This is a genomic window from Paenibacillus woosongensis, from assembly GCF_009725165.1.
Taxonomy (GTDB): domain Bacteria; phylum Bacillota; class Bacilli; order Paenibacillales; family Paenibacillaceae; genus Fontibacillus; species Fontibacillus woosongensis.
This window is the reverse complement of record NZ_WNZW01000001.1, coordinates 1,075,941-1,098,978: the sequence shown is the minus strand read 5'-3', so window position 1 is coordinate 1,098,978 and position 23,038 is coordinate 1,075,941. Positions and strand designations below refer to the sequence as shown.

General features: G+C 49.3%; 18 protein-coding genes. 13 read left to right on the top strand and 5 right to left on the bottom strand.

Annotation, left to right across the window (positions count from 1 at the left end; all coding sequences use genetic code 11):
• Positions 1-71: 71 nt before the first annotated feature.
• Positions 72-1,454 (top strand): ABC transporter substrate-binding protein, encoded by a 1,383-nt coding sequence (locus GNP95_RS05200; protein ID WP_155609777.1) that lies wholly within the window; start codon positions 72-74, stop codon positions 1,452-1,454.
• 843 nt (positions 1,455-2,297) lie between these two features.
• Here GNP95_RS05200 and GNP95_RS05195 read toward each other — a convergent pair.
• Positions 2,298-3,074 (bottom strand): DeoR/GlpR family DNA-binding transcription regulator, encoded by a 777-nt coding sequence (locus GNP95_RS05195; RefSeq protein WP_155609776.1) that lies wholly within the window; start codon positions 3,072-3,074, stop codon positions 2,298-2,300.
• 399 nt (positions 3,075-3,473) lie between these two features.
• Between GNP95_RS05195 and GNP95_RS05190 the strand changes: the two genes are divergently transcribed.
• From GNP95_RS05190 to GNP95_RS05180, 3 genes are all read left to right on the top strand, one after another.
• A complete protein-coding gene (locus GNP95_RS05190; protein ID WP_155609775.1) occupies positions 3,474-4,817 on the top strand; it encodes an MATE family efflux transporter in 1,344 nt (447 codons plus the stop codon).
• An 858-nt stretch (positions 4,818-5,675) separates the two neighbouring features.
• The gene (locus GNP95_RS05185; RefSeq protein WP_155609774.1) at positions 5,676-6,083 is read left to right on the top strand and encodes a DUF1259 domain-containing protein; all 408 of its coding nucleotides are present in this window, start codon (positions 5,676-5,678) and stop codon (positions 6,081-6,083) included.
• Positions 6,084-6,375: 292 nt separating this feature from the next.
• Positions 6,376-7,716 (top strand): copper amine oxidase N-terminal domain-containing protein, encoded by a 1,341-nt coding sequence (locus GNP95_RS05180; protein WP_155609773.1) that lies wholly within the window; start codon positions 6,376-6,378, stop codon positions 7,714-7,716.
• Between the two features lie 74 nt (positions 7,717-7,790).
• Here GNP95_RS05180 and GNP95_RS05175 read toward each other — a convergent pair whose 3' ends face one another.
• Both GNP95_RS05175 and GNP95_RS05170 read right to left on the bottom strand, forming a co-directional pair.
• Positions 7,791-9,812 carry a PTS fructose transporter subunit IIABC gene (locus GNP95_RS05175; protein WP_155609772.1) on the bottom strand — a complete coding sequence of 674 codons (2,022 nt, stop codon included), beginning with the start codon at positions 9,810-9,812 and terminating at the stop codon, positions 7,791-7,793.
• 104 nt (positions 9,813-9,916) lie between these two features.
• Positions 9,917-11,857 carry a BglG family transcription antiterminator gene (locus tag GNP95_RS05170; RefSeq protein ID WP_155609771.1) on the bottom strand — a complete coding sequence of 647 codons (1,941 nt, stop codon included), beginning with the start codon at positions 11,855-11,857 and terminating at the stop codon, positions 9,917-9,919.
• A gap of 219 nt (positions 11,858-12,076) precedes the next feature.
• Here GNP95_RS05170 and GNP95_RS05165 point away from each other — a divergent pair, with 219 nt between their 5' ends.
• The 3 genes from GNP95_RS05165 to GNP95_RS05155 all read left to right on the top strand — a co-directional run bounded on the left by GNP95_RS05165 (position 12,077) and on the right by GNP95_RS05155 (position 15,510).
• A complete protein-coding gene (locus tag GNP95_RS05165; protein ID WP_155609770.1) occupies positions 12,077-13,072 on the top strand; it encodes a Gfo/Idh/MocA family protein in 996 nt (331 codons plus the stop codon).
• A 280-nt stretch (positions 13,073-13,352) separates the two neighbouring features.
• The gene (locus GNP95_RS05160) at positions 13,353-15,224 is read left to right on the top strand and encodes a right-handed parallel beta-helix repeat-containing protein (RefSeq protein ID WP_155609769.1); all 1,872 of its coding nucleotides are present in this window, start codon (positions 13,353-13,355) and stop codon (positions 15,222-15,224) included.
• A 25-nt stretch (positions 15,225-15,249) separates the two neighbouring features.
• A complete protein-coding gene (locus GNP95_RS05155) occupies positions 15,250-15,510 on the top strand; it encodes a hypothetical protein (RefSeq protein ID WP_155609768.1) in 261 nt (86 codons plus the stop codon).
• Between the two features lie 153 nt (positions 15,511-15,663).
• On the opposite strand, the gene GNP95_RS26390 is transcribed toward GNP95_RS05155, so the two are convergent.
• Both GNP95_RS26390 and GNP95_RS05150 read right to left on the bottom strand, forming a co-directional pair.
• Complete coding sequence (locus tag GNP95_RS26390; RefSeq protein ID WP_269058931.1) at positions 15,664-15,789, bottom strand: hypothetical protein; 126 nt, start codon at positions 15,787-15,789, stop codon at positions 15,664-15,666.
• 117 nt (positions 15,790-15,906) lie between these two features.
• Positions 15,907-16,341 carry a prepilin peptidase gene (locus GNP95_RS05150; RefSeq protein ID WP_155609767.1) on the bottom strand — a complete coding sequence of 145 codons (435 nt, stop codon included), beginning with the start codon at positions 16,339-16,341 and terminating at the stop codon, positions 15,907-15,909.
• A gap of 266 nt (positions 16,342-16,607) precedes the next feature.
• Between GNP95_RS05150 and GNP95_RS05145 the strand changes: the two genes are divergently transcribed.
• From GNP95_RS05145 to GNP95_RS05120, 6 genes are read left to right on the top strand one after another with little or no spacing between them, the layout of a single operon-like run.
• Positions 16,608-17,984 carry a hypothetical protein gene (locus GNP95_RS05145; protein WP_196427068.1) on the top strand — a complete coding sequence of 459 codons (1,377 nt, stop codon included), beginning with the start codon at positions 16,608-16,610 and terminating at the stop codon, positions 17,982-17,984.
• Positions 17,985-17,988: 4 nt separating this feature from the next.
• The gene (locus GNP95_RS05140; RefSeq protein WP_155609765.1) at positions 17,989-18,861 is read left to right on the top strand and encodes a CpaB family protein; all 873 of its coding nucleotides are present in this window, start codon (positions 17,989-17,991) and stop codon (positions 18,859-18,861) included.
• Positions 18,840-19,667, top strand: a complete 828-nt coding sequence (locus GNP95_RS05135; protein WP_155609764.1) for an ATPase — start codon at positions 18,840-18,842, stop codon at positions 19,665-19,667. Before GNP95_RS05140 ends, GNP95_RS05135 begins: the two co-directional genes overlap by 22 nt.
• 17 nt (positions 19,668-19,684) lie before the next feature.
• The gene (locus GNP95_RS05130; protein WP_155609763.1) at positions 19,685-21,154 is read left to right on the top strand and encodes a CpaF family protein; all 1,470 of its coding nucleotides are present in this window, start codon (positions 19,685-19,687) and stop codon (positions 21,152-21,154) included.
• Entirely contained in the window at positions 21,132-22,115 is a 984-nt protein-coding gene (locus GNP95_RS05125; protein ID WP_155609762.1) for a hypothetical protein, read from the top strand. Before GNP95_RS05130 ends, GNP95_RS05125 begins: the two co-directional genes overlap by 23 nt.
• Positions 22,112-22,993 (top strand): hypothetical protein, encoded by an 882-nt coding sequence (locus tag GNP95_RS05120; protein WP_155609761.1) that lies wholly within the window; start codon positions 22,112-22,114, stop codon positions 22,991-22,993. Before GNP95_RS05125 ends, GNP95_RS05120 begins: the two co-directional genes overlap by 4 nt.
• The last annotated feature ends 45 nt before the right edge of the window (positions 22,994-23,038 follow it).

Genomic DNA, 23,038 nt, shown 5'->3' with positions numbered 1-23,038 from the left:
ACCAGAGGTGCTGGGTTTTACGAATATAAACTGCAGGCTGTGAACCAATTGTGGAAAGAGGTGTAGCAAAAATGAAAAAGCAGATTAGTCTTCTAGCTATTGCAATACTTATATTATTTTCCCTTGTAGGGTGCGGACAGAAAGCTCCGGGCAATCAGGTGTCCAGTGGGGGAAATGGAGGAGGAACAACACAGGGAGAAGAAATCAACTTGCTTCTTGTCTCCCATACTTTTGTAGATGCACTTAAACCGCTCATTCCTGAATTTGAGAAGGAAACGGGGATTAAGGTGAAGTATGAGGTGCTGGCAGAAGGCCCGGCTTTTGAAAAATTGCTGGCAGATCTCTCTTCCAATACTGGAATCTACGATGTCTTCATGACTTCGCCGATCAACAACTGGCAGTATATTTCCGGTGGGTGGGTCGAGCCGTTGGACGACTATATTGCCGATAAGTCCAAGACGCCAGATTCCTGGGATTTCAACGATTTTGTGCCGGGGATCGTCAATTCGGGCCGCTGGACGGGAGAACCCCTCAAAGGCGTAGGAGAAGGCAAGCTGTACGCGCTGCCGATCAACTATGAAAGCTATAATTTAGCTTACCGTCCAAGCATTTTGAAGAAATACAATCTGGAAGTACCGAAAACTTACGAGGATCTCGGCAAAATGGTGACGGAGCTTTCCAAGCTCAATATGACGGATGAGAATGGCCAGAAAATTTATCCGATCGTCACCCGGTTCGATAAGTATTGGGATCTGACGTACCTGACGCTGGGCACGATGCTGCAAACCTATGGCGTGCATCTGATCGACGACAACGGTGAGGTGGTTATTGATTCGCCTGAAAGTATTGAAGCTACGAAGCTGTTCGTCGATATGATCAAGCAAGGTTCTCCGGAAGGCGCCGGTTTGTTCACCTGGTATGAAGCGCTGCAGGGTTTCGCTTCCGGTCAATATTTGTTTTCGTTGAATGAGGCTGACGGTTTTGCCTCTACTTATGAGAACAAGGACCAATCGCAGGTTTCCGATGATGTGGGCTATGCTTTAACACCGGAAGGACCGGATGGATCGCGCAGCGCCTCGATCTGGGTATGGTCGCTGGGGATGAACTCGGCTTCCAAGCATAAGGATGCCGCATGGAAGTTCCTGCAATGGACGACCTCCCGCGAGGTTATGATCAAGACGCATCTTGCGGGCAACATGAATCCGGTACGCGCCTCGGCGTGGGAAGATCCTGAGGTGGCTGCCATGGTGCAGAGCTGGGGCGAGAAAGAGGGGCAATACCTGTCCATTGTGCAGGAGATGTCCAAAGTAGCCGGACTCCGTCTGCCGGCGCATCCAGAAATTACCCGATTCCTGGATATTTGGGCCGAAGCCGTGCAGAAGGCTTATTACGGACAGGAGACGGTGGAGAATGCCTTGAAAGATGCCGCCGACCAGATTCGAAGATCTCTTTAGCTTTAAAGGAATAGACAACAAGTAGAAGATAGCAGCTGGAGATTAAGATCTCTGGCTGCTATTTTTTTTGCTGATCAGTGGTTGGCGTCATGATACATTCAATATAATTCATGATTTTCTACATAAGATCTTGTCCAATAATCCTTGTTAGTGCAATAATACGGAATATTCCGGGTAAAGGAATCAATGCGGCACAGCGAAAAAAATTGATGCACTTTTGCATGAGTTCACTATTGAATTGTGGTTTTACAGCTGGAATGCTGCATTATCCTTATGGGCCTTCCTTGAACTGGACCCTTTCCTTCCAATTAAATTAAACTACGGATTTATGATTGTACCTGGATGGTTCAGGATCAGGTAACTAGGTGTAATTCATGCAGTTAGTTCTGCGGTTTTGGCCGTGTTAGAGGGAACTAACTGCAAAACCTGCATTTAGTTTTAGGCTTTTTCGACGAATTCGCTCCATTCAGGCAAACTAACGGCATGTTTTGCATTTAGCGCATGGTTATTTTATAAAACAGCTTAACTAGCTGTATAAAATACATTCCGCATTAACAGACAATGGCCCTCCATTCCATGCCTGGGGTTACTCACGCAAGGAGATGGCTTATAGGAACGCTGAACACGATAAAGGAGGAGTCTTGAGCAATTGGGGAGAAGGAGACAGAACAAAAAAGAGGAGCCGAAGAGGAAATGTAAAGACAATTCCCCGACGATCCCCTAATTCTCAAACTCTTCATAAGCCGTAATCTTGGCTGATGGACGACTCCTAGCCTCATCTAACCTCACCCCATTCCATTCCATTCAATCCCTCTTGGTAAGGTCAGCCTAACACTCTGCCCCTTAATCGTTAACCTTGGCAATGATCACGTTTACGTTGATGCTCTTGCAGTAGGTGACGAAGCCTGGATCAATGTTGGAATCGGTAATTACCGTGTCTACCTCGGACAAGTGACCGACCTCCAAAAACTCAGGGTCGCCGAGCTTGCTGCTGTCGATCAGGATGACGACCTTCTTGGAGCGCTGAATGGCCGCCTGCTTGATCCGAAGCCCGCTAATGCTGGATGTGGACAGAACCCCGTTCATGGAAATTCGCGGCAGCCCGATAAAAGCGGTATTGAAGTTCATACACTCGATCATCTGCTCCGCAAATGGCCCGGCGCATGAGCCGGTCTCCTTCTGCAGCTCGCCGCCAAGACAAATAACCTTCACCCGGGATCGGGACATCAGTTCGTTGGCGGTCGAGAGAGTATCGGTAACGACCAGTAAATTTTGCGTATTGGAGATCAGCTGCGCCAGACAGTAGACCGTGGTGCTGGAGTCAAAAAAGACGCGATCTCCCTCGTTAATTAATGCCAGTGCCTCCCTGGCGATAGCCTCTTTCTCCTCCCGATTCACCATGATTCGCATTTCATAGGAGCGTTCCGATAACACGTTGTCCGGGGGAAGCATGGCCCCGCCATGGGAACGAACGGCGATTTTTCGCTGTACTAGGTCATCCAGATCGCGGCGAATTGTCATTTCAGTGACATTGAACAGGCGGGAAAGCTTAGCGACCTCGACCATTCCATTGCTTTTCAGCATATCCTCAATTTCTCTTAATCGTTCTTCTCTCAGCATATTAACACGCTCACGTTTCTTCTATATATAATGGGATATATTGTTTTTAAACACTCTAAATATAACACATATTAGAAAAATAATAAACAAAAACAAACAGCGATTAACACATTTTTTTGTTTCTAGCACATGTGAGGCAAGGATTTGATACAATAGGAGCAGGGCTGTTCGTTTTTGGTGAATTGAACATCAGGATCATATTATGATGAATGAACATGGCCTTATATCAATAGACGATATTTACAACAAGTTGATACAAAGCGGCTGGGATGCTCCCGGCCGCTTTTCTATTCGGAAACTTGTGAATTCCGGTTAGGACAATCCCATTCGTTTCATGGTCTGAAGGGGTAATGCCCCGAAGATCTGCTATGATATGGGATAGGGGAGGGAGTTTACCATATGAAGCAGCATGATTTCACGAAAGGCAATATCGGGAAACAGCTTGTTGTCTTCTCGGCACCGCTGCTGCTCACGAATTTGCTGCAGGTGTCTTATCAATTTATCGACAGCTTATGGGTCGGCAATTTGCTGGGTACGAATGCGCTAGGTGCAGTGGCAATCTCCAGCACGGTGCTGTTTTCGATCCTATCCTTCATTATAGGCATCAATAACGCTGCGCTCACCATACTATCGCAAATCAAGGGCAGACAGGATGAAGAGCGTTTAAGAAGCTATGTGAATGCTTTTTCCGTCATTTTAGGTTTGATCGCGATGGCGCTTGGCATTGTTGGCTATGTGTTGGCCGAAGAAGTTCTGTTTCTGCTGGGCACGCCTGATGAAATGATTTCGCTGGCTGCAAGTTACTTGCGAATTAATTTTCTGGGCATTCTCTTCTTATTCGGCTATAACTTTATCGGTACCGTCTATCGGGCGCTTGGCAACAGCAAGACGCCGCTGCGGTTCGTTGCGATTGCGGTCGTCCTGAATGCTGTGCTCGATCCGCTGTTTATCGTCGTGTTTCATGGCGGGATCGAGGGGGCTGCCTATGCGACAGTTGCGGCTCAGGGAGCTGCTTTCTTCTATGGGCTTGTGCTCAGCATTCGCCGTAAATTCATCCCGTTCTCTATACCGAAATGGCCGAGGAAAGCGGAAATCTGGCTGATATTAAAACAAGGCGTCCCATCAGGCCTGCAAATGATGGTTATTTCTGCGGGCTCGGCAGCGATCATGAGCGTCGTCGCTTCATTCGGAAATAATACGGTGGCCGGGTTTGGCGCGGCCCAGCGTCTTGACAGCCTCATAATGCTTCCAGCCCAAGCGCTTGGTGTCGCTGTGACGAGCATGGCGGGGCAAAATATCGCGGCCAAACAGTGGCGGCGCGTGCGCCAAATCGCAAAGTACGCCACTTTGTTGAATTTGGCTATTATGCTGCTGATCTCGCTGATCATTTATATCTTGGCGGAACCGGGAATAGCGATGTTTATTTCCGAGAGAGAAGCTGTAGCGTTTGGGGTTTCCTACGTACAGATGATTGCTTTTTTCTATCCGTTTCTAGGCCTGAACTTCATATTTAATGGGGTGGTTCGCGCTTCAGGAACGATGATGCAGGTGCTTGTGCTGAACATCATCTCCTTCTGGATTTTAAGATATCCGCTGACCTACTGGTTTGCGGGGCTGCTGGGCGAAAAGGGGATCGCCGCTGGTATTGCCACAAGCTTCGTCATTAGCAGCGCATTCTCCTATGCGTATTATCGCTTCGGCCGCTGGCGGAAGAAGGAGCTGTTTGCAGAGTCCGATGGTTAAGTCTAGCAAGTTCTGCATATTCGATGTTTCTGAGCAAGTCTTCATAATGCACGCAGCAACTAAAACTAATAGAATTACATGCAAAAGTCCGTTGTGTCTATATCAACAGCTCGAATACATGTTGGAGAACGTGGAGTTACAGCCGCTGTCTGACATGTATTTGTCGTACGACGAGAAACCCGGCATTCAAGCGTTCGGTAATACAACCGATGATTGCCCCCCCCTGTTCCGGGGAACATCCTACCATCACATGAAATTATGAATATAAGCGGTATGGAATACTTAGCTTAGAGGCTAACATTAGTGTCCCGGACGCTTTGAAATGATCTTTACCCCCAAACCTAGAAACCGTTGCTTGACCAGCATGTTAGCCTCGAATGAGCGACCTGTTTGGAACAATGCTGCAATGCTGCGCTAACAGTTGTTATAGCGGTTAATCATCCCCCAAAACGGAGGTTTCTTTTCTAACGGCCGTATGCGCGCTTATTTGGACGAAACAGCCCCTCTGTCTACGAAAAAAGTGGAAATAGACCCGCTGGTAACCGTTACATTTGGGTGGGCCCCATTTTGCCCAAATAGCGTCGCTCACAACCGTTAGAATTTCCACCCACTTTTACGTACCCGCATCTACCATCGGGCCAAGCGCTAATTTTGGTTTTGACCTGAATTCCCCATCATCCCCGGGCTGGGGCTTAAGCTCATTATTTCAGGATCGGATCTTTCCTTTCTGCTAGGAGCGCGGCGACCATACAAAGAATGAAAAATATGCATTTCTCCTCTATCAAACGCTCCTGTCAAAATTAATTTGTTAAACATAGTTTATATTGTTCATTAAATTAATTATGGGAGGTTTGAAATATGGCTAGCAGAGAGTTATGTGAGCGGTTGGCTAGAATTATTGGCGGACAGGTAATAACGAGTAAACCGGTTTGCCTTGTTCAAACTTTACGGAAATTAAAACTTAAGATTCTTGGCAGACGCAGTAGATCTCCTTTGACATTGCCGTTTGCGTTATCAGTAGAATCTCGCGACTCCCGCGGACGCACTCTAAACTTAGGGGAAACAGTGATATTAGAAAGAGAAATCAATCCATTTGTCTCAGAATTACGTAAGCGAGGTATTAAAGTCACTGCAATTCATAACCACTGGCTTTTCCAGAATGTCCCATTTAAATATATACACTGGGAGTCCATTGATAATCCAGTTGCGTTTGCGGAAAAAAGCGCAGCTGCTGCTAGAGCAGTAGGAATACTTCCAAGAAGGTAAGAAGAGTTTGACTATAAGTCTACAAAAGAGTTGGAAGGCGGATGCATAGGTATCCGCCTTTGTATTTTTGATGTGTTTCTTGAGAGAACCTGTTCCTAGTTTTTGGTTTTCTCATAATATGACTTTAGTAATTGGCGGTTCAACGGCTATAGGGATTAATTCCCTGGACAAAAGTTTTGATTATGGGCTGTGCACAGTCTTAAAGTTCTGATTTTCGACAAAGTTAGAGGTTTTTCAGCTAAGCTGGCGAAACTCTCTTAACCGACAAGATCATTAGTAAAGGAGAAGGGTCATGAAAGTTATCAAACGTAAATATTACATACTTGTCGCTGTCCTGGCGATGCTTGGGGGATTGTTTGGCGCTACTGGCGGCAACGCGCAGGCCGCGAAGGCGGACGATGCGTTCATTCAAGAAATGGCGCAGCAGTATCAAGCAATCCGCGACGAATTCCGGGGCCAGTATGACTCGGATTTGAAACGGATTCGGGAAGATTACGAGCAATTTCTGCAGAAGTCCAGAGAGGATCAGGCAACACTGGAGAAGCTGCTGGACGAGGATCTGGCTTATTTGACGGAGCTGCTCAGAGAGGATTATAAACAGCTGCAGGCGGCTTACGGCAAACAATCGAGCTATCGGAGCAAATTGCAGGAATATGACCGGGCGATTAATCCGAATTATTCCTCCGGCCCGTTATGGAAGTACAGCAAGGAGAGCACTAAGAGCTATTCCTCGAGCATCCATTGGAAATTCAACAATGAGATTAACCCTAACTATTCCAGCAGTCTGATGTGGAAATACAGCAATAATGTTAATCCGTCCTATTCCTCAAGCATCATGTGGAAATATGCCAATACGATGAATCCGAACTATAGCAGCAGCCTGATGTGGAGGCTGGATAATGAGAGCAATCCGTCCTATTCCTCCAGTACGATGTGGAGGTATGCGCAGGGCGGCATTAGCCTGACTACGGCGAGAGAGCAAATGGCTACGATTTTTGCCAATGCAAGAAAGGATCTTCAGGCTGCCCGGGATGAAGCAGTGAACGATATGAACCGGCTGAAAGCCGAGACGGAATCGTCCATTATCGCGCTTCGTAATAACAGCGTAGAGAAATTGCAGCTTCAGCGGGCTGCGAGCTTGTCGCAAATTTCGTCCATCCGGGAGCGCAATTTCGGGAAAGGCATTACACCGGACAAGCTGCAAATCAGCTTCGATAAAATAAGAGTGATCATCGATGGCGAAATCATGGTGTTTGAACAGCCGCCGGTCATGAAAAACGGCAGTACGCTCGTGCCCATGAGAGCTATCTTCGAACGTCTGGGCGCTACCTTGAAGTGGGATGCCAAAACGCAGTCGGTAGCCGCAACCAAAGACGATACGAGCATTGAGCTGACATTGGGCAATAAGGCCGCAAAGAAGAATGGACAGGTCATCAACCTGGATGCGCCCGGGCAGCTTGTCGGTTCTCACACGATGGTGCCAATCCGCTTCATCGGCGAATCGCTGGGCGCCACGGTAAAATGGGACAGTGCGACGTTGACCGTATACATTACAACGACCCCTGAGGAATCTGGCGATATCCTCCCGTCAGAGACAGAGGAACCGGTAACGGGCAGTGTTACTACAAGTTAAATAGTAGAAATAAGGCGTTTGAAAAAAGCCCCTTAACAGATCGTTGATCTTGTTAAGGGGCTTGCTGCTTGAAATTACCTGATTTCATCCAGAAGCGCATAGGCTTCCTGTTTCGTTTGAACCTGTAATAGCTGATCCCGGAAGTTATCGTCCATCAGTTTGCGGGAGAGCATTTGCAGTATTTTGAGATGTTCATTGCCTCTGTTCTCGGCAGGGACCGCAATCATAAAGATTAATTTGGCTGCGGTACCGTCTACGCTGTTCCAATCGACGCCGTCCTGCTTGATTCCGAATACGACACGCGGCACCAGGACTGCGCTTGATTTGCCGTGCGGTACGGCGATGTTCATGCCGATACCGGTGGAGCTTTCCTGCTCACGGTTTAGTATCGCTTGTTTGAACTCGGAAGCCGAGCTGATCGCTCCATCCGCCTGCAGCATCCCGATCATCTCATCAATGACACCGTCACGGGACGTGGCCGTCAATTCGGTTTCGATAAGATCCAAACTAATAATATCCGTCAATTTACTAATAGGCTTATGTTGCTCTGCCGCCGAAGACTTGGCTGCAGGTTCTGCAGCAGGCGCAGCAACAGCTTCATTCGCTGGGGAAATTTCAGAATCAGCCTTAGCGTTGGTTTTACCGCTAGTAGCCCTGCCCTCTGCGATTGCTCCATTAGCTGCAGCAAATTGAGGCTGAACAACATCTTTCTTCAGCAGCTTAATCATCAATGCCGTCACGAATGAGCCGATAATGACAGCGATAAAGAACATAACTACGTTATCGACTGCGCCCAGTACGGCAACGATAGGGCCGCCGTGTGCTACCCGGTCGCCAACCTGGCCGAGCATGGCGATGACCGATCCGGTCATGGAGCCGATCATGATGCTGGGAATGACGCGCAACGGATCTTGGGAGGCGAAGGGAATCGCACCTTCCGTGATGCCGAACAATCCCATGGTGAACGATGCCTTGCCGGACTCCCGCTCCGCATCATGGAACTTCCGTTTGAACAGGAACGTCGCAAGTCCGAGCCCGATCGGCGGAATACAGATTGCAACGGCAATCGGTCCCATAATTTCATAGTTGCCTTCCCCGATCATCGCCGAGCCAAACAAGAAAGCAACCTTGTTCACTGGGCCGCCCATATCAAAGGAAATCATCGCTCCGAGAATTAAGGCCAACAGGATTGAACTGGTTCCCTGCATGCTGGCCAGCCAGGAGGTCAGGAATTCAAAAAATTTCGCAATTGGTCCGCCAAGAAGAAGAATAAAAGCGAGACCGACGATCAGCGAAGCCAATACCGGGATGATGATAATCGGCATGATAGGAGCAAGCGCTTTGGGCACCTTCCATTTCTTGATCCACAGCGCCACATAACCTGCCAGGAAGCCGGCGATAATTCCGCCGATAAATCCGGCGCCTGCCTCACTGCCGTAGAAGCTGCCGTTCGCGGCGATGAAGCCGCCGATCATCCCTGGAGCTAGGCCAGGCCGGTCAGCGATACTAAAGGCGATAAACCCGGCCAGGATCGGCACCATAAAGGTAAAAGCAGCCCCGCCCAGACTTTCGACGATTTTCCAGAAGGAGCCTTCCGGAATTTGCAGTCCGCCTGGCGTCGGTTCTCCGCCTATGGACAGGGCAATCGCAATCAGCAGCCCGCCTACGACGATAAACGGTACCATGTAGGATACACCGCTCATCAGATGGCGGTAAATTTGGTTTTGCTTGGCTGCCTGCTGCCTGCCGCTGCCGCCGGACGGCTCTTGCCCCGGACGGGCCTGATAGACAGGTACATCACCGCGAACGAGTTTTTCGATCAAAGCCTCCGGATTCCGAATCCCATCCTGGACCCCAGCGACCAATAGTTTTTTGCCGACAAAGCGGCTCTTGTCTACATGCTTGTCAGCGGCAATAATAATGCCATCCGCTTGGGCAATGTCCTCTTCCGAAAACTCATTCTCTACGCCGATAGAGCCTTGGGTTTCCACTTTCATGCCGACTCCTAGCTTGTCGGCCGCCTTCTGCAAATTTTCAGCAGCCATGTAAGTATGCGCAATGCCGTTAGGGCATGAGGTAATGGCTAAAAATTTCATTTGGAGAACCTCCCCTTTGTTTAAATCGTTTACATCTAGATATTAACCTAATAAAACAGGGGAAAAAGTTATTATTTTTACCGCAGCTTCCGGCAAAATACGTTTTATAGGAGTGAAAAGATCTCCTCGGGCTGTTCGGCCCGGATCAGCTTCTCCACCAGGGAGGGCTGCTCGCTAAGCAGCGAAAGTCGGTGGAACAGCTTCTTCGTATTCTCCTGCTCCTGACTCCGCAGCGCCAGCATGAATACGATAGAGACCTTGTCCTGTTCCCAATCCAGCGGTTCCTTTAAGGTAGCAATGGCAATTTGCGATTGCTTCACCAGCTTGGGATCGCCGTGCGGGATAGCAATTCCGCCGCCGATGGCCGTCGAGGAGGCTCTTTCCCTCAGGAGTGCTTGATGAGCATAGTCTTGCTCTACATAGCCTCTGGCATACAGGAGGTTGGCCATTTGCTCGATAATTTCGAAACGATGGGACACTTCGACCTGGGTGAGGATCAGAGATGGCTTCGTGTGCATTTGCAAAAAAGAAGCCGAGGCATCCGGCGAACGCTCCTCCAACTGTTCAAGAAAACTGGCGATTTTCTTTATGTCCGCAGCCTCCAGCAGAGGAGATACCTCGACATGAGGAACATCAATGCCGTCCAGCGGAATAGTCGTTACGATAAAATCCACCGGATGACGATCCAGGTATGCCTTCAGGTCCGCCCTTCGAACGGAGTCGAGTACTTGGATGGCGCTAAATTTGCGCTCCAGCTTCGAGCGCAGAATTTCCGAGATGCCTATCCCCATGTGGCATACGGTGACGATATTCCTGATGAGCTTCGTCTGTTTGTTTAACCGTTCGATGGCTGCCTGAAAATGCAGGGTAAGATAAGCGGCCTCATCTTCCGGAATCGCAAAATTGAACTTGCGGTTCAGCTCGTTGGCGGCATAAATTACCATGCTGAACATATAGGGATACATTTTCTTAATATCGTGCAGCAGGGGGTTCGTTACACTCAGCCCGTAGCTCAAGCGATGGATCGTTGAACTTAAGTGGATGCCAAGTCCTTCCTTGAGTGCGGTATCCTGTCCAAAATCAATAAATGTCAGGCTGGACATTTTCCGCAATAGCGATTCCAGAATTTCGGTCACTTCTGCGGTAATTTTCAGCGGTTGTTCGGGCAGATCGGCTGTCTCTATCCGGCTGTGCGAACGGATTTTTGCGCCTAATAAATGCGCCGTTAAATAAACGAGCTCATCCGCAGAGAAATGAACCGAGAAGGAGCGCTCCAACTGTTGAGTAAAGGCGAGCGTCCACTGGTACTCTCTTTTATTGCGAATAAAGGCCTGTTCCTGCTTGGAAAAGGAAATCGGCTGATTCAGCTTCGTACGTCTTATCATGAGGAGGGTATGGACGAGCAAATTATCAAAGGCTTCATCCGTAAAATGAAACGATTGATCCTCCTCCAGCCGCTTCAACTCCCTGGTTACGATATCCACTTCATAGGCTTCAAACTGCTTTTTGATGAAGTGGTTGGTCGTAGTCCCGATTAATTGGGTCACCTTAGAGAGGGCGGCCCGTTTGTCTTTTTCGGCACCCTCGATTGTAATTCCGACTTTCTGTTTGGAGACGACGGCAAGCTTTCTTTTGCCCAGCCACGGATGCAGCGAATCCAAATCCTTTTTAATGACGGTACGATTGACGTAATATTTATCTGCCAATTCCTGAAGCGTTGTAGGCTTGGTATTCATGAGAAGCTCGTAGGCGAGCGCGGCAATCCGGTTATCGTCCCGTTCATACCCGCTATCCTGAACAGAGCGGAATAATTGGTGGAACAGCCTGGTCCGCTCTTGTTCTTCAATGTCGAGCTTCACGCCGATCCCTGGCTTGCGCAGCAGTCTGGCACTACTGTGTTGAGCCAGGTAGACGTCAATGGCATCGAAATCATTTCGAATCGTTTTCTCCGAACAGCTTAAATTCATCGCCAAGTCACGCACTATAAAATACCGGCCAGCATCGCTTAACAGCATTCGCAATATTTCCTGTTGACGCGTATTCATCGTTCAATTCCACACCTTGCCTAAAAAATTCTAAGTCATTCTCATGCATAAATCGCTCCCATTATAGCCTAGCGCAGGCAGTTATCCAAACCCAATTCATTAGCACACATGCTGGCTGATCGAATAAAGATGGTGAATCCCCCCGGAAATTGGTAGTATGAGGGAATAGGAGCAAACCATTAAGGCTATTTCCAGCAAATAGCGACTGGGAGGAAGGATATGCAGGAGAACACGAGAAGGACAATCCGCTGGGGCATCATGGGTACGGGCTGGATTGCTGAGAAATTTGCCGCAGATTTAACGCATGTCAGCAACGGGGAAGGGATGGCGGTCGGCTCGCGAACTCTAAATAGCGCGAACCAGTTTGCCGCAAAATTCAATATCCCTCGGGCGTATGGAAGTTATGAGGAACTGGTGAGCGACCCGGAGATCGATGCGATCTATGTGGCGACTCCGCATCCTTTTCACCGCGATAATGTCATAACCGCTCTACGTGGCGGGAAGGCCGTCCTGTGCGAGAAGCCCTTTACGGTGAACAGCAGGGAGCTTGAGGAGATTATTGCATTCGCCAAGGAGAAACGTCTGTTCTTGATGGAAGCGATGTGGACGCGGTTTCTGCCGCCGATCGTTCAGGTCAGACAATGGCTGGAGGAAGGAAGGATCGGTGAGGTCAAGCTGCTCAAGGCAGAATTCGGCTTCCGCAGCGACTGGAATCCAAGCGGCAGATTGCTTAATCCGGAGCTTGGAGGCGGTGCATTGCTGGATGCAGGGATTTATCCGGTATCGTTTGCATCCATGATCTTTGGCCCGAATCCAGAGCAGGTATGGAGTACGGCCCATATCGGCGAGACGGGGGTCGACGAGCATTTCTCCATATTGCTGGATTATGGGCAAGGGCGCTCAGCTTCCCTTCACGGTGCGGTCAGGCTCGCTCTTACGAACGAAGCTTATATTTACGGGACGGAAGGTTCGATTCATATCCCTTCATTCCTGAACGCTGCGAAGGCTGTTCTTCACGTTAACGGGCAGGAACCGGTTGAGGTAAAGGATGACCGGACTGCTGTCGGGTATGCATTTGAAGCCGAGGAGGTAGGCAGATGCCTGCTGGCCGGAGAAACCGAAAGCAGCGCAATCACATTAGCGGAATCGCTCGGAATTATGCAGCTGCTTGATCAGTTAAGAGCCCAGTGGGGCTTGAAATATCCATTTGAATAGCCAGCCGGCATAATATCTATTTTTGCAGGTTAGAGCCTTGAATGACTATATGTCTTCAAGGTTTTTTTATGGATAACATATCTGATAACCTCCCCAAAAAGGCATATTGACTATAATATGTAAAAATGATTATTGATGTAACCGCTTTAAAAATTTAGCATAACAACTAGCCCGCAAACATTCTCATCTAGATATAATCCTTATTTCTTAGAGGAGGTGAGCCTGCTTACTGCTCCAGGAGTTTTAAGGAAAGACGCAATATATCCTTTATAATGGAGGTATGATCATGAATTCCCAATCATCCGTTAACCCGTTTAACATCCGCAATTATAAAATCATCGCCGTTGCCCTATGCCTGGCGCTTATTCTTCCATGGCTGCCAAGCGGACAGGCAAATGCGGCTGCGCTCTTTAGCGACAATTTTGAAAGCGGTAACAGTAATAATTGGACGTCGACGACCGGTACTTGGGCTGTAGTGAAGGACGGAAATTCTTATGTATACTCCCAGACGAGCACAAGCGAAGGGCGCACCTCGGCCGGAAACGCCGCATGGACAAACTATGCTGCACAGGCTGATGTCAAAGTGGAAGATTTCAATGGGACCAATCGCACCTATGTGGCAGGCCGTTATAAGGACGGCAACAACTATTATGCAGCATCACTCTATAACAGCGGAGGAGGCAAGCTGGAAATCCGCAAGAAAGTAGGCGGCTCCTCCTCGACGCTCGTGACCAAAAATTATCCGCTGTCAGCAGGCGTATGGTATAACGTCAAGCTGGAGCTGTCGGGTTCTACGATCAAAATGTATGTGAACAATACGCTGGAGCTGACAGCCACCGATTCCAGCCTGACCGCCGGAGCCGTCGGCTTCGTTACAGGCAAAACATTGGCTAAATTCGATAACGTCTCCGTAACGGAGCTTGAAGAGGGCACGACGCCAACGGATCCGCCGCCGAATCCTGATCCGGATCCAGGCATCCCGGCTCCTGCAGATGGGGATCTCTACGTAGCTGCTAACGGTTCTGCCAGCAACCCGGGAACGCTGGACAAGCCGACCACGCTTGCAGCGGCTATCACAAGAATAGCTCCAGGCAAAACAATCTATATGCGCGGAGGGACATACAGCTTCGATTCCACCATTACGATCGAACGCGGCAATAACGGCACCTCCAGCGCCCGCAAAAACCTGGTTGCTTATGCCAATGAGAAGCCGGTTCTAGATTTCTCGGCCCAGGCTTTTGCCTCCACGAACCGCGGCATTCAATTATATGGGCATTACTGGGTAATTAAAGGCCTTGAAATCAAAGGCGCAGGTGATAATGGGCTGTACATTGGCGGCAATTACAACCGGATCGATCAGGTCGAGGCGCATCATAACCGGGATACAGGCATTCAAATTGGGCGCTATGCCTCAAGCGCGCAGTTTGATGAATGGCCAAGCTATAATCTGGTCATCAATTCATACTCCCATGACAACTATGACCCGGATAACGGGGAGGATGCGGACGGTTTTGCCGCCAAGCTGACCGTTGGTCCGGGCAACGTATTTGACGGTTGTATCGCAGCCTACAACGTCGATGACGGCTGGGATCTGTACACCAAGTCCGATACCGGCCCGATTGGAGCGGTGACGATCCGCAACAGCATTGCCCATCATAATGGTCAGACCTCGGATGGCACCTCAACGACGGATAGTGACGGAAACGGCTTCAAGCTGGGCGGAGAGAAAATCGGGGTCAACCACATTGTCGAGAACAGCATCGCCTTCCAGAACAAGAAGCATGGCTTTACTTATAACAGCAATCCTGGATCGATCCAAATGAAGAACAATACATCCTGGGCGAACGGGCAGAGCAATTTCGCCTTCGATGTCGGCACGCATATTTTCACGAACAACTTATCCTTCCAAGGCGGTGCAAGCGATAAGACTAGCGGCACCGATGTGTCCAGCACGAACGTGTGGTGGAAGAACAAAAAAAGCGAAAACGCCAAAGGACTTCTCGCCAGCGCTGAGGACTTCGTCAGCCTGACCCCTACATTAACGCGCAATAGCGACGGTTCTCCGAATCTGGGTAACTTCCTGAAGCTTGCTTCAGGGAGCGATTTAATCGGCTCGGGTACGCCAAGCGGAACGAATATCGGGGCGCGTTAGGCTCGATTCCGGAGGCAATTAATGAATGGGGCTGTCCAGAAAGTCAGTAAAAAACCTGACCTTCTGGACAGCCCATGCTCTTCAGAGGGTGGTTTGGGGGCTAGTGGAATGGATGGGAATAATGGGAATAATGGGAATGATGGAATTGATGGAATTGATGAGGCTGATGCGATTGGTAGGAATAATGGGAATAATGGGACTTATGACGACTGGTGAGACTGATGGGGCGGGCGGGATTGATGAGATTGATGGGATGGCTGAACTCGTAGGGCTGGTCACCTGCTAACGGACAGGAGATCCGCTATTTGTTAAAGTAGGCGCTCTTTTGCTATGCTTGCGGACCCTGGTTCCGTTATTTGGCCAAATGGACTGTCAAAAACATGCTTTTGGGAGCAATAGCGGAACACAGGTCCGTTAGCTCTTCAGATTCCTCGTTATCTCACAAATAGCGTCCTCTGTGTCCGTTCAGGGTTGCGGATATCCAGTTGCCCCGCCAGCCAACCGCCAACACCCACACCCACACCCACACCCACACCCACACCCACACCCACACCCACACCCACATCCAACACCCAACTACCTCACAACAGCAAACACCAAAAACAGATGCGTAAAAAAAGACGGAGAAACGCGAGGTTTTCCGTCTGACTTTTACTTTAAGGACTTGTTGGACAGTCCTTTTCTATAGGTGCTGAATAACCAATCCTGCATAGATAGCTATGGCCGCTGCCGACAGGAATGGAGCAAATGGAATGGACGATGCTTGTCCGGGGCGCAAACAGCTGACTATCCCCGCATATATGAGTGCAAGAACACCGCCCGCTAGAAGCACATAAATATTGGCATGCCAGCCCACCCAGATCCCGATGGCCGATAGCAGTTTAATATCCCCTGCGCCTATGTAGAAATCCCATTTGGATTTGGCCAGGAACAGGAGGAGGGAAGGAAAGAGTAAACCTAGCAGGGCATCCGCCAGGTAGAAATACAGCCAGCTTTGAAGCAATCCTAATGCGAGAAGCAGGATGACAAGCTGATTAGGAATGATGCGCTTTTTTATATCGCTGATGCTGCAAATCAGCAGGAGCAGGATGAAGGCAGATGCCAACCATATATTCATAGAGAAACCCTCCGTAATGTTCGATAAAATACGCCAATATTTTCAATGATTTCCCGAAAAATGTCAAAAAATCTGTACCTACTACTTTATTCCTGTTTTCGAAAACTCGTAAAACTTAAGACCTCTAGAGGTAGGAAGTAAGTCTATATTAAGGATTATTTATACAAATAAGGTATTGTACGACCTATAGGTTACTTGTATAATGTTCAGCATTAGCGAGGTAAATATTACTAATTAATATGATTTTTGCTTTAGTAGGTGAACACATGAAGCTGCTTATTGTAAGTGGTGGGTTTCATAGAATCGTGACGCAGTATCTGCCTAAAAAGACAACAGTCATTCATCCCCATGCTCTTGAACTGCGAAATTTGTCGGATTACCTGAACGGCGGAAATCCTGTAGGCGACGGAATCCTCATAACGGATCAGGCCTTTACACAAAAGCCGGGCCTTGACCGGGAGCAGCTCAACGGGCTGCTGGAATGGATCGAGGTGAATAGCACCTCAAGGATTCCTGTGGTTCTCGTCACGCGAGATTTCATGAAGCCTTTTGAGCTGGGCATGCTGACGCAGCGATTTGATCACTTGAAGATCGTTGTCAGCGATACGGCGAGAATTCCGGCAGAAGTATTCCAGCGCTCCATAGAAGAAATGGGCCGGAATGACACTGCCCCCATACATAATGATTTTAAGACAGAAGCCAAGTTTATGCACGAACAGCCAGCGCGGCCGGGCCAAACCGAGAAGAAGCGCTCTTTCTTCGACCGCTTTCGCCCAAAGTCAGAGACAAACTCAGAGCGGACGGCCACTGACCGTTTAACGAGGGACATTGCCAACATTAGCCGCGGGATCAGCAGAGTCGTTGCGGTTACCGGCCATCGCGGCAACGGGTTAACCAGCACCGCCGTCAATTTGGCGCATGAAGCCAGCAAGCGGGGGCTGAGCAGCATCATTGTTGACATGGATGCGGAATACCGCAGCATGAATATGTATTTCAGCCGTTTTCATGATATGACGAATAAGGATGAGCAGATGAGCTCATCGCTGATTCGCACGCTCGCCAGGCCTCAGGATTACATGACGACAGCTTTTAATATCCAAGATCAGCTCTGGCTAACATCGCTTGGGTACTCTTTCAATGACCGCAAGCTGATGGAGCAATTCTATAACAGCGAGAAACTGGTAGGCTTGATTTCCGTGCTTCGAACCAAGTTCAATCTCGTATTGCTAGATATGCCGCTTGATTTGCTGCGGAGCTTTCAGGAGACGATGATCCATATCGACGTATTCGGCTTATGTATACCGAACAACTTGCATGCGGTCCTTAGTACGGCCCGAAATGTAGAGGTGGTGCTCGATCGGGAGAAGGCGTCTTATTTTAATGCCAAATCGAAGGTCATCGTGACGAAATACAACGACCGTTCCCGGTTCCAGGGATCCTTGTTTGCGCCTGACAGGGTTAGCGAAATACTCGCCTCGGGCATCAGCGATTCCTTTCAGTACGAAATGAAAACGGCCGGGGTTGTACCTTACAGCGACGCCTTTGATGCGCAGATCGAGACGGATATCCCTGTGACGAACACGGGAGCCGAGTTTGAGAAGGCTTTTGGACAAATGCTTCTAAGATTAATGGAGGGTGCGTAGGCTTATGGACTTAAGTACAGTAAAAAGCGTCTCCCCTAACAAGAAACTGTTCAAAAAGATATTGGCCCTACTATTCAGTATTGCTGTGATCGTCGTGTCTTTTATCGTATTGAACAATGCCAACGAGGCGGCCAAGGACACGGTAGAGGTGCTGAAGGTCAGTCAAAGCGGGGGGATACCGGCATATGTTCCTTTAACAGACAAACAAATCAAGAAATATGCCATCATCCGGAAGGAGTACACCGAGGACATGATTCTGGCTGAGGATCTGTCTTCTGTCACGGATAAATTTACGAAATACTATTTGCGGGACGGCAGTATTTTGTATAAGGATCAGCTCATGGAAGAGAAGCCTTTGCAAAATGAATGGCTGTACGAGCTCGGCGAGGAGCATGAGGTGCTTACATTGCCGTACAACTTCCTTGAGGCGGGCGGAGACATTCTCATGCCGGGCGATAAAGTGAGGATTCGCGTATCGTTCGAGCAGGAAGTGCCGGATAGCTCCGGCAATCCGAATGCATTTGTCTCCACGCGAACCCAAATGAAGACGGAGGTGCTGTTTGACAGCATCGAAGTTCGGGACATGCTCAATTCCAGCAGCCATTCGATTTATGAGGTGTACAAAGAAGTGCTCAAGCTGAGCGAAGACAAGCGGCAGGAGGTCATGAAGAGCAACGACTTCCTGAAGAGCATTCAGCCGAGATCGCTGCTCCTCGAAGGAACGAGGGAGCAAATCGATAAATTCGCCAAATATAACGGCTACGACGGGAAGAAATATTTGATTACGATACTGAGCCGCAAGAATAGCCAGGTTATTCTGGATCAGCTGCCTACTTTGCAAAGAGAGGTGGAGTCATGGATCAACACGACAAACTGAAGCTCGATGACGTGCTGAGCAAAATTTCGGCGAAGGAGTTAATGGGGACGGAGCTGCAGGACAGCAAGCTAATCTACAGCGTCGTCGGCTTTATCCCTGCGTGCGATATGGTGGACAACGCCCTGGTCATCAGCAATCTCGGCTATTTGCTGGCCCAGAAAGGCCTGAATACCTGCATCGTCGATTTGAAGGTGTTCAATCCGAACATTTACCACTACCTGGATGTGAAGCCCAGCAAGAGGGGGAACGGGCTGATAAGGGTGCTAAAAAGCGACAAGGTCGATTTCCGGGAGGAAATTCAGGCCACGAAATATGAACGCTTGTACGTGCTGTCCCCAAGCCCGCATGACTTGCTTGAAGAATATTTCGATTTCGAATTCGAGCATTTGGAGCGGGTCATCGATACGCTCAAAGGGATGTTCGACATCATCCTGCTCGATATTCCGAACAATCCCCCGCTCGAGTTCTGTCTGGGGGCGATGAAATCCTCGCATGTCGGCTTTTTTACAGCTACGGAACGTATCGAGGCTCCCAGCAACATGACCCGCATGCTTGATTTTGCCGCTTCCGTCGGCATCAGCACGGCGAAATTCACGAGCGTCATTCTCATGAACGTTCAGGATATCAACTATGACTACAAAGGGTTCAAGGAGTTCGGTTTCAATATCGTGGCGTCCCTGCCGATGATCAAAGCGGCCTATGCCTACTCGCTCGAGGGAAAGCTGTATGTCAGGGATAATCCTTTGGTGAACAAATATTTTCTGCGGGAAATGCGCAAATTGGCAGACATTTTAGGCAACCAGTAAGGGAGGGATCAGATCGAATGCTCACCCGTGCAAAAATCAGCGATATGCAGCAAAAAGTAGCGCACCAGATCAGCAAGCCTGAAGATATGGAGGAACTGAAAAATAAGTACACGACCATTCAGTTTGAGGAAGCGCTGGAGCTGTGCCAGAAATACATAACGAAAGTAGCAACCCACGCCTTTCGCCGGGAGAACGATCCTGCCCGCAAGCGCGAAATGACGAAAGCATATATCAATGAATTCGTGGATTCGCAGAAGCCGGTCGTCGAAGGATATTTTGAGCTGGTGGAATTGAAGCAGGCGCTGATCAATGAAATTACCCACTACGGACCGATCACGAAGGCGATGGAGGACCCAACGATTGATGAAATACGGATCAACGGCACCGATCAAATCTTCGTGGAGAGCGGCGGGAAGACGATTCCCTGGGATCAGCATTTTATCGACCGCGAGCATTTGGAGCGGATCATATCCAAGCTGCTCGGCGTTTCCAAGGTCCGGCTCACGCCGAAAATTCCGATGGTTAACGCCCGTACGATCGAAGGATACCGTGTAAATGCCACTCATGCCGACATCTCGCCTTATGACATGCCGGCGGTGGTGATCCGGAAATTTAGCAAGAAGAGTATTACCCCGGAAATGATGCTGCGAAATGAATCATTCTCCGTCAATATGTTCAAGCTGCTGTCCCTGCTGCCCAAAGCCGATCTTTCCTGGATTACGGTGGGGCCGACGGGCAGCGGGAAGACAACGCTGAACGAGATGATGGTCAAGGAGATCAATCCGCTATCCCGGATCATTACGATCGAGAATCCTTCGGAGATGCGGCTGCTGCAGCGGGAGGGCAATAGCGAGCACGGAAGAATCATCAACGACGTGCTGCAATACGAATCGGTGCCGGATGACGATGACGCGAGCCCGGCGACGATGGAGAATTTGCTGATTAATGCCATGAGGCAGTCGCCCCATTGGATTGGCCCGGGCGAGCTGAGAACGCCTGGGGAATTTGCGACCGCGCTGCGGGCGGCCCAGACCGGCCACTTCTTCTTCACGACACTGCATGCCGAGGGCGACCGGGAGGCGATTTACCGTTTCCTGACCGCCTATCTGATGGCCTCCAATGAGCCGGCGGAGCTGGCGCTTCGCAATATTTGCAGTGCCGTCAAGTTCATCGTATTCCAGGAGAAGCTGGCCGACGGGACAAGGAAGGTCACTTCGATTTCCGAGGTGCTGGGCTCCGAGGGACTGGAGCCGATCGTTAATCCCATTTACAAATTCGTATCGGAGGACGTTCTCGAGGAGGAAGGAACTCACCGGGTGCTCAAAATCATCGGCAAACACAAACGTGTCGGCATGCTGTCCGAGAAAGTGCAGCAGACGATGATCAAGGCCGGCATCAAGCGCAGCCGCTTCGAGTTTCTGACACAGCCGCCGGGGAAAGACGAAATAGAGGAGTACGGATTCGATGGATACCAATTCAATCATTAGTTTATCTTTAGGGATTGCCGCATTCATCGTGTTTAACGCCATATTCGAGGTCCGCTTCTTCGAAGGAACCGGACGGTTCTTTCTCGGCATGCTCGATACGCTGGCCGAGCATCTCGGCAGATACAATACGAAGCGCTATGTAGAGCGGGTCAAGAAGGAACGCATTGTTAAGCAGAAGGAAAATGTTTACGCCAAATACAACCGGCTTGTCGAGGGACTGATTCTCGACTTCAATCTGCCGCTGACGCTGGAGAGCTTCACTTCGCTATTATGCATCGCTTTTGCCATTGTGGTGCTGATCGTCGTCATCTTCATGAAGAACGTCACTCTGGCTGTAGTTGTGACCGTAGCTATATTCATCGGGCTGCTGACCTATTTCGTCATGCAGTCCAAAGCGATTAAGGCTGAGAAGCTGGAGAGCATCATGGATGCCGAGGATATCATTTGCCCTTTGGCGCGGGAAGGGGTGCTGGTCGCGATTAAAAAGGTAATGGAAAGCGACGAATACATCAAGCCGTCCATCCGCCCTTACTTTCAGCAGTTCATCGATAACTGCGAGAATAACGGATACTCGTTCAAGCAGGCCATTCTGCTGCTGAACCGTCAGCTCGGTCCCAAGTTCGACAACTTTGCCAAGAAGGCAATTGTCTTCGAATACAACGAACGGAAGGGCATGGCCGATATCTTTCTCGACATCGTGGATGAGAATGCGGTGCTGCGCGAAATTAATGCGCGGAAGGATCGGATTTTCCGGAAGATGAACCGGGATTTCTTGTTGAAGACCATCATTATCGTGCTGTTCTTTCTATACGCCCTGTCCGTAGATGATTTCAGAGAATTCATGCTGTACAGCACCTTCGGCAAAATGATCAACACGGTCATGATTAGCATCATATGTCTCAGCTTTGCCCGCACGCAGGCGCTCCAGGGCAATCTGGGGCCGGGGAGTGACAGAAAATGACGATGCTTGCCAAACTCAGCGCGCTGGCCGCCATACTCTACTTGGTGAAGGTGTTCATCTATCCTTTTTTCAAGCCGGTGCAGGGAAAGCAGAAGAAGCGCAACCGCAGATATTTGAAGGAACGCAAGAATGCCCAGTTTAATGATAAGTTCAAAGGCTTCAAGCGAAGATTTGCTGCCAAGTACGTCAGCAGGCTGCTTGGGAATGCAGAGCGCATCCGGTACCAGAAAATGATCGACCGGCTCGATCTGCCGATGAAACCCGAGGAGCTGCGGGCGGAGCAGATATTTTATGCCGCGGCAGGGGTCGTCGTTACGGCCATATTTATGAGCGCCAACCTGCTGCTAGGTTACGTCACGGCGATATTCATCATTCTCGGCTGGCTGTACCCCATCTCCGAAATGGAGCAGAAGATTGAGCGCAAGAACAAGAATATCGCTTTTGATTTTCCGGCCTTTTACAGCATGGTGTACTACCAGTATTCGAAGTCGGTCAATATTTACCTTGCGGACGTCATCCGGGATTACCTGCCAAACGCCAACAATGATATGGCGGAGGAGCTTGGCGTCATGCTCGACAACATCGAATACGGCGAGGAATATGCGCTCAAGCAGCTGAAGAAACGGGTGCCGATCCATTACATCATTAAATTTTGCGACTTGATGGAGACCCGGCTCAAAGGCTATGACAATATTTCGCAGATGGTATATCTCAAGAATGAAGTAGACAGCTACCGGATTCTAGCGTTAGAAGAAGATTTGGAGAAAAGGCAGCGAACGAATTCGCGGATTCAGCTTGTTCTTATCCTCGTTCTGGTCGTTTACATCGCCATCTATTATTTATTCACAATTTTGGATTCTATCAAAATGTTTCAATAAACCGGAAGATTTCAAACGAAGATAAAAAGCATGGGAGGGCATTGG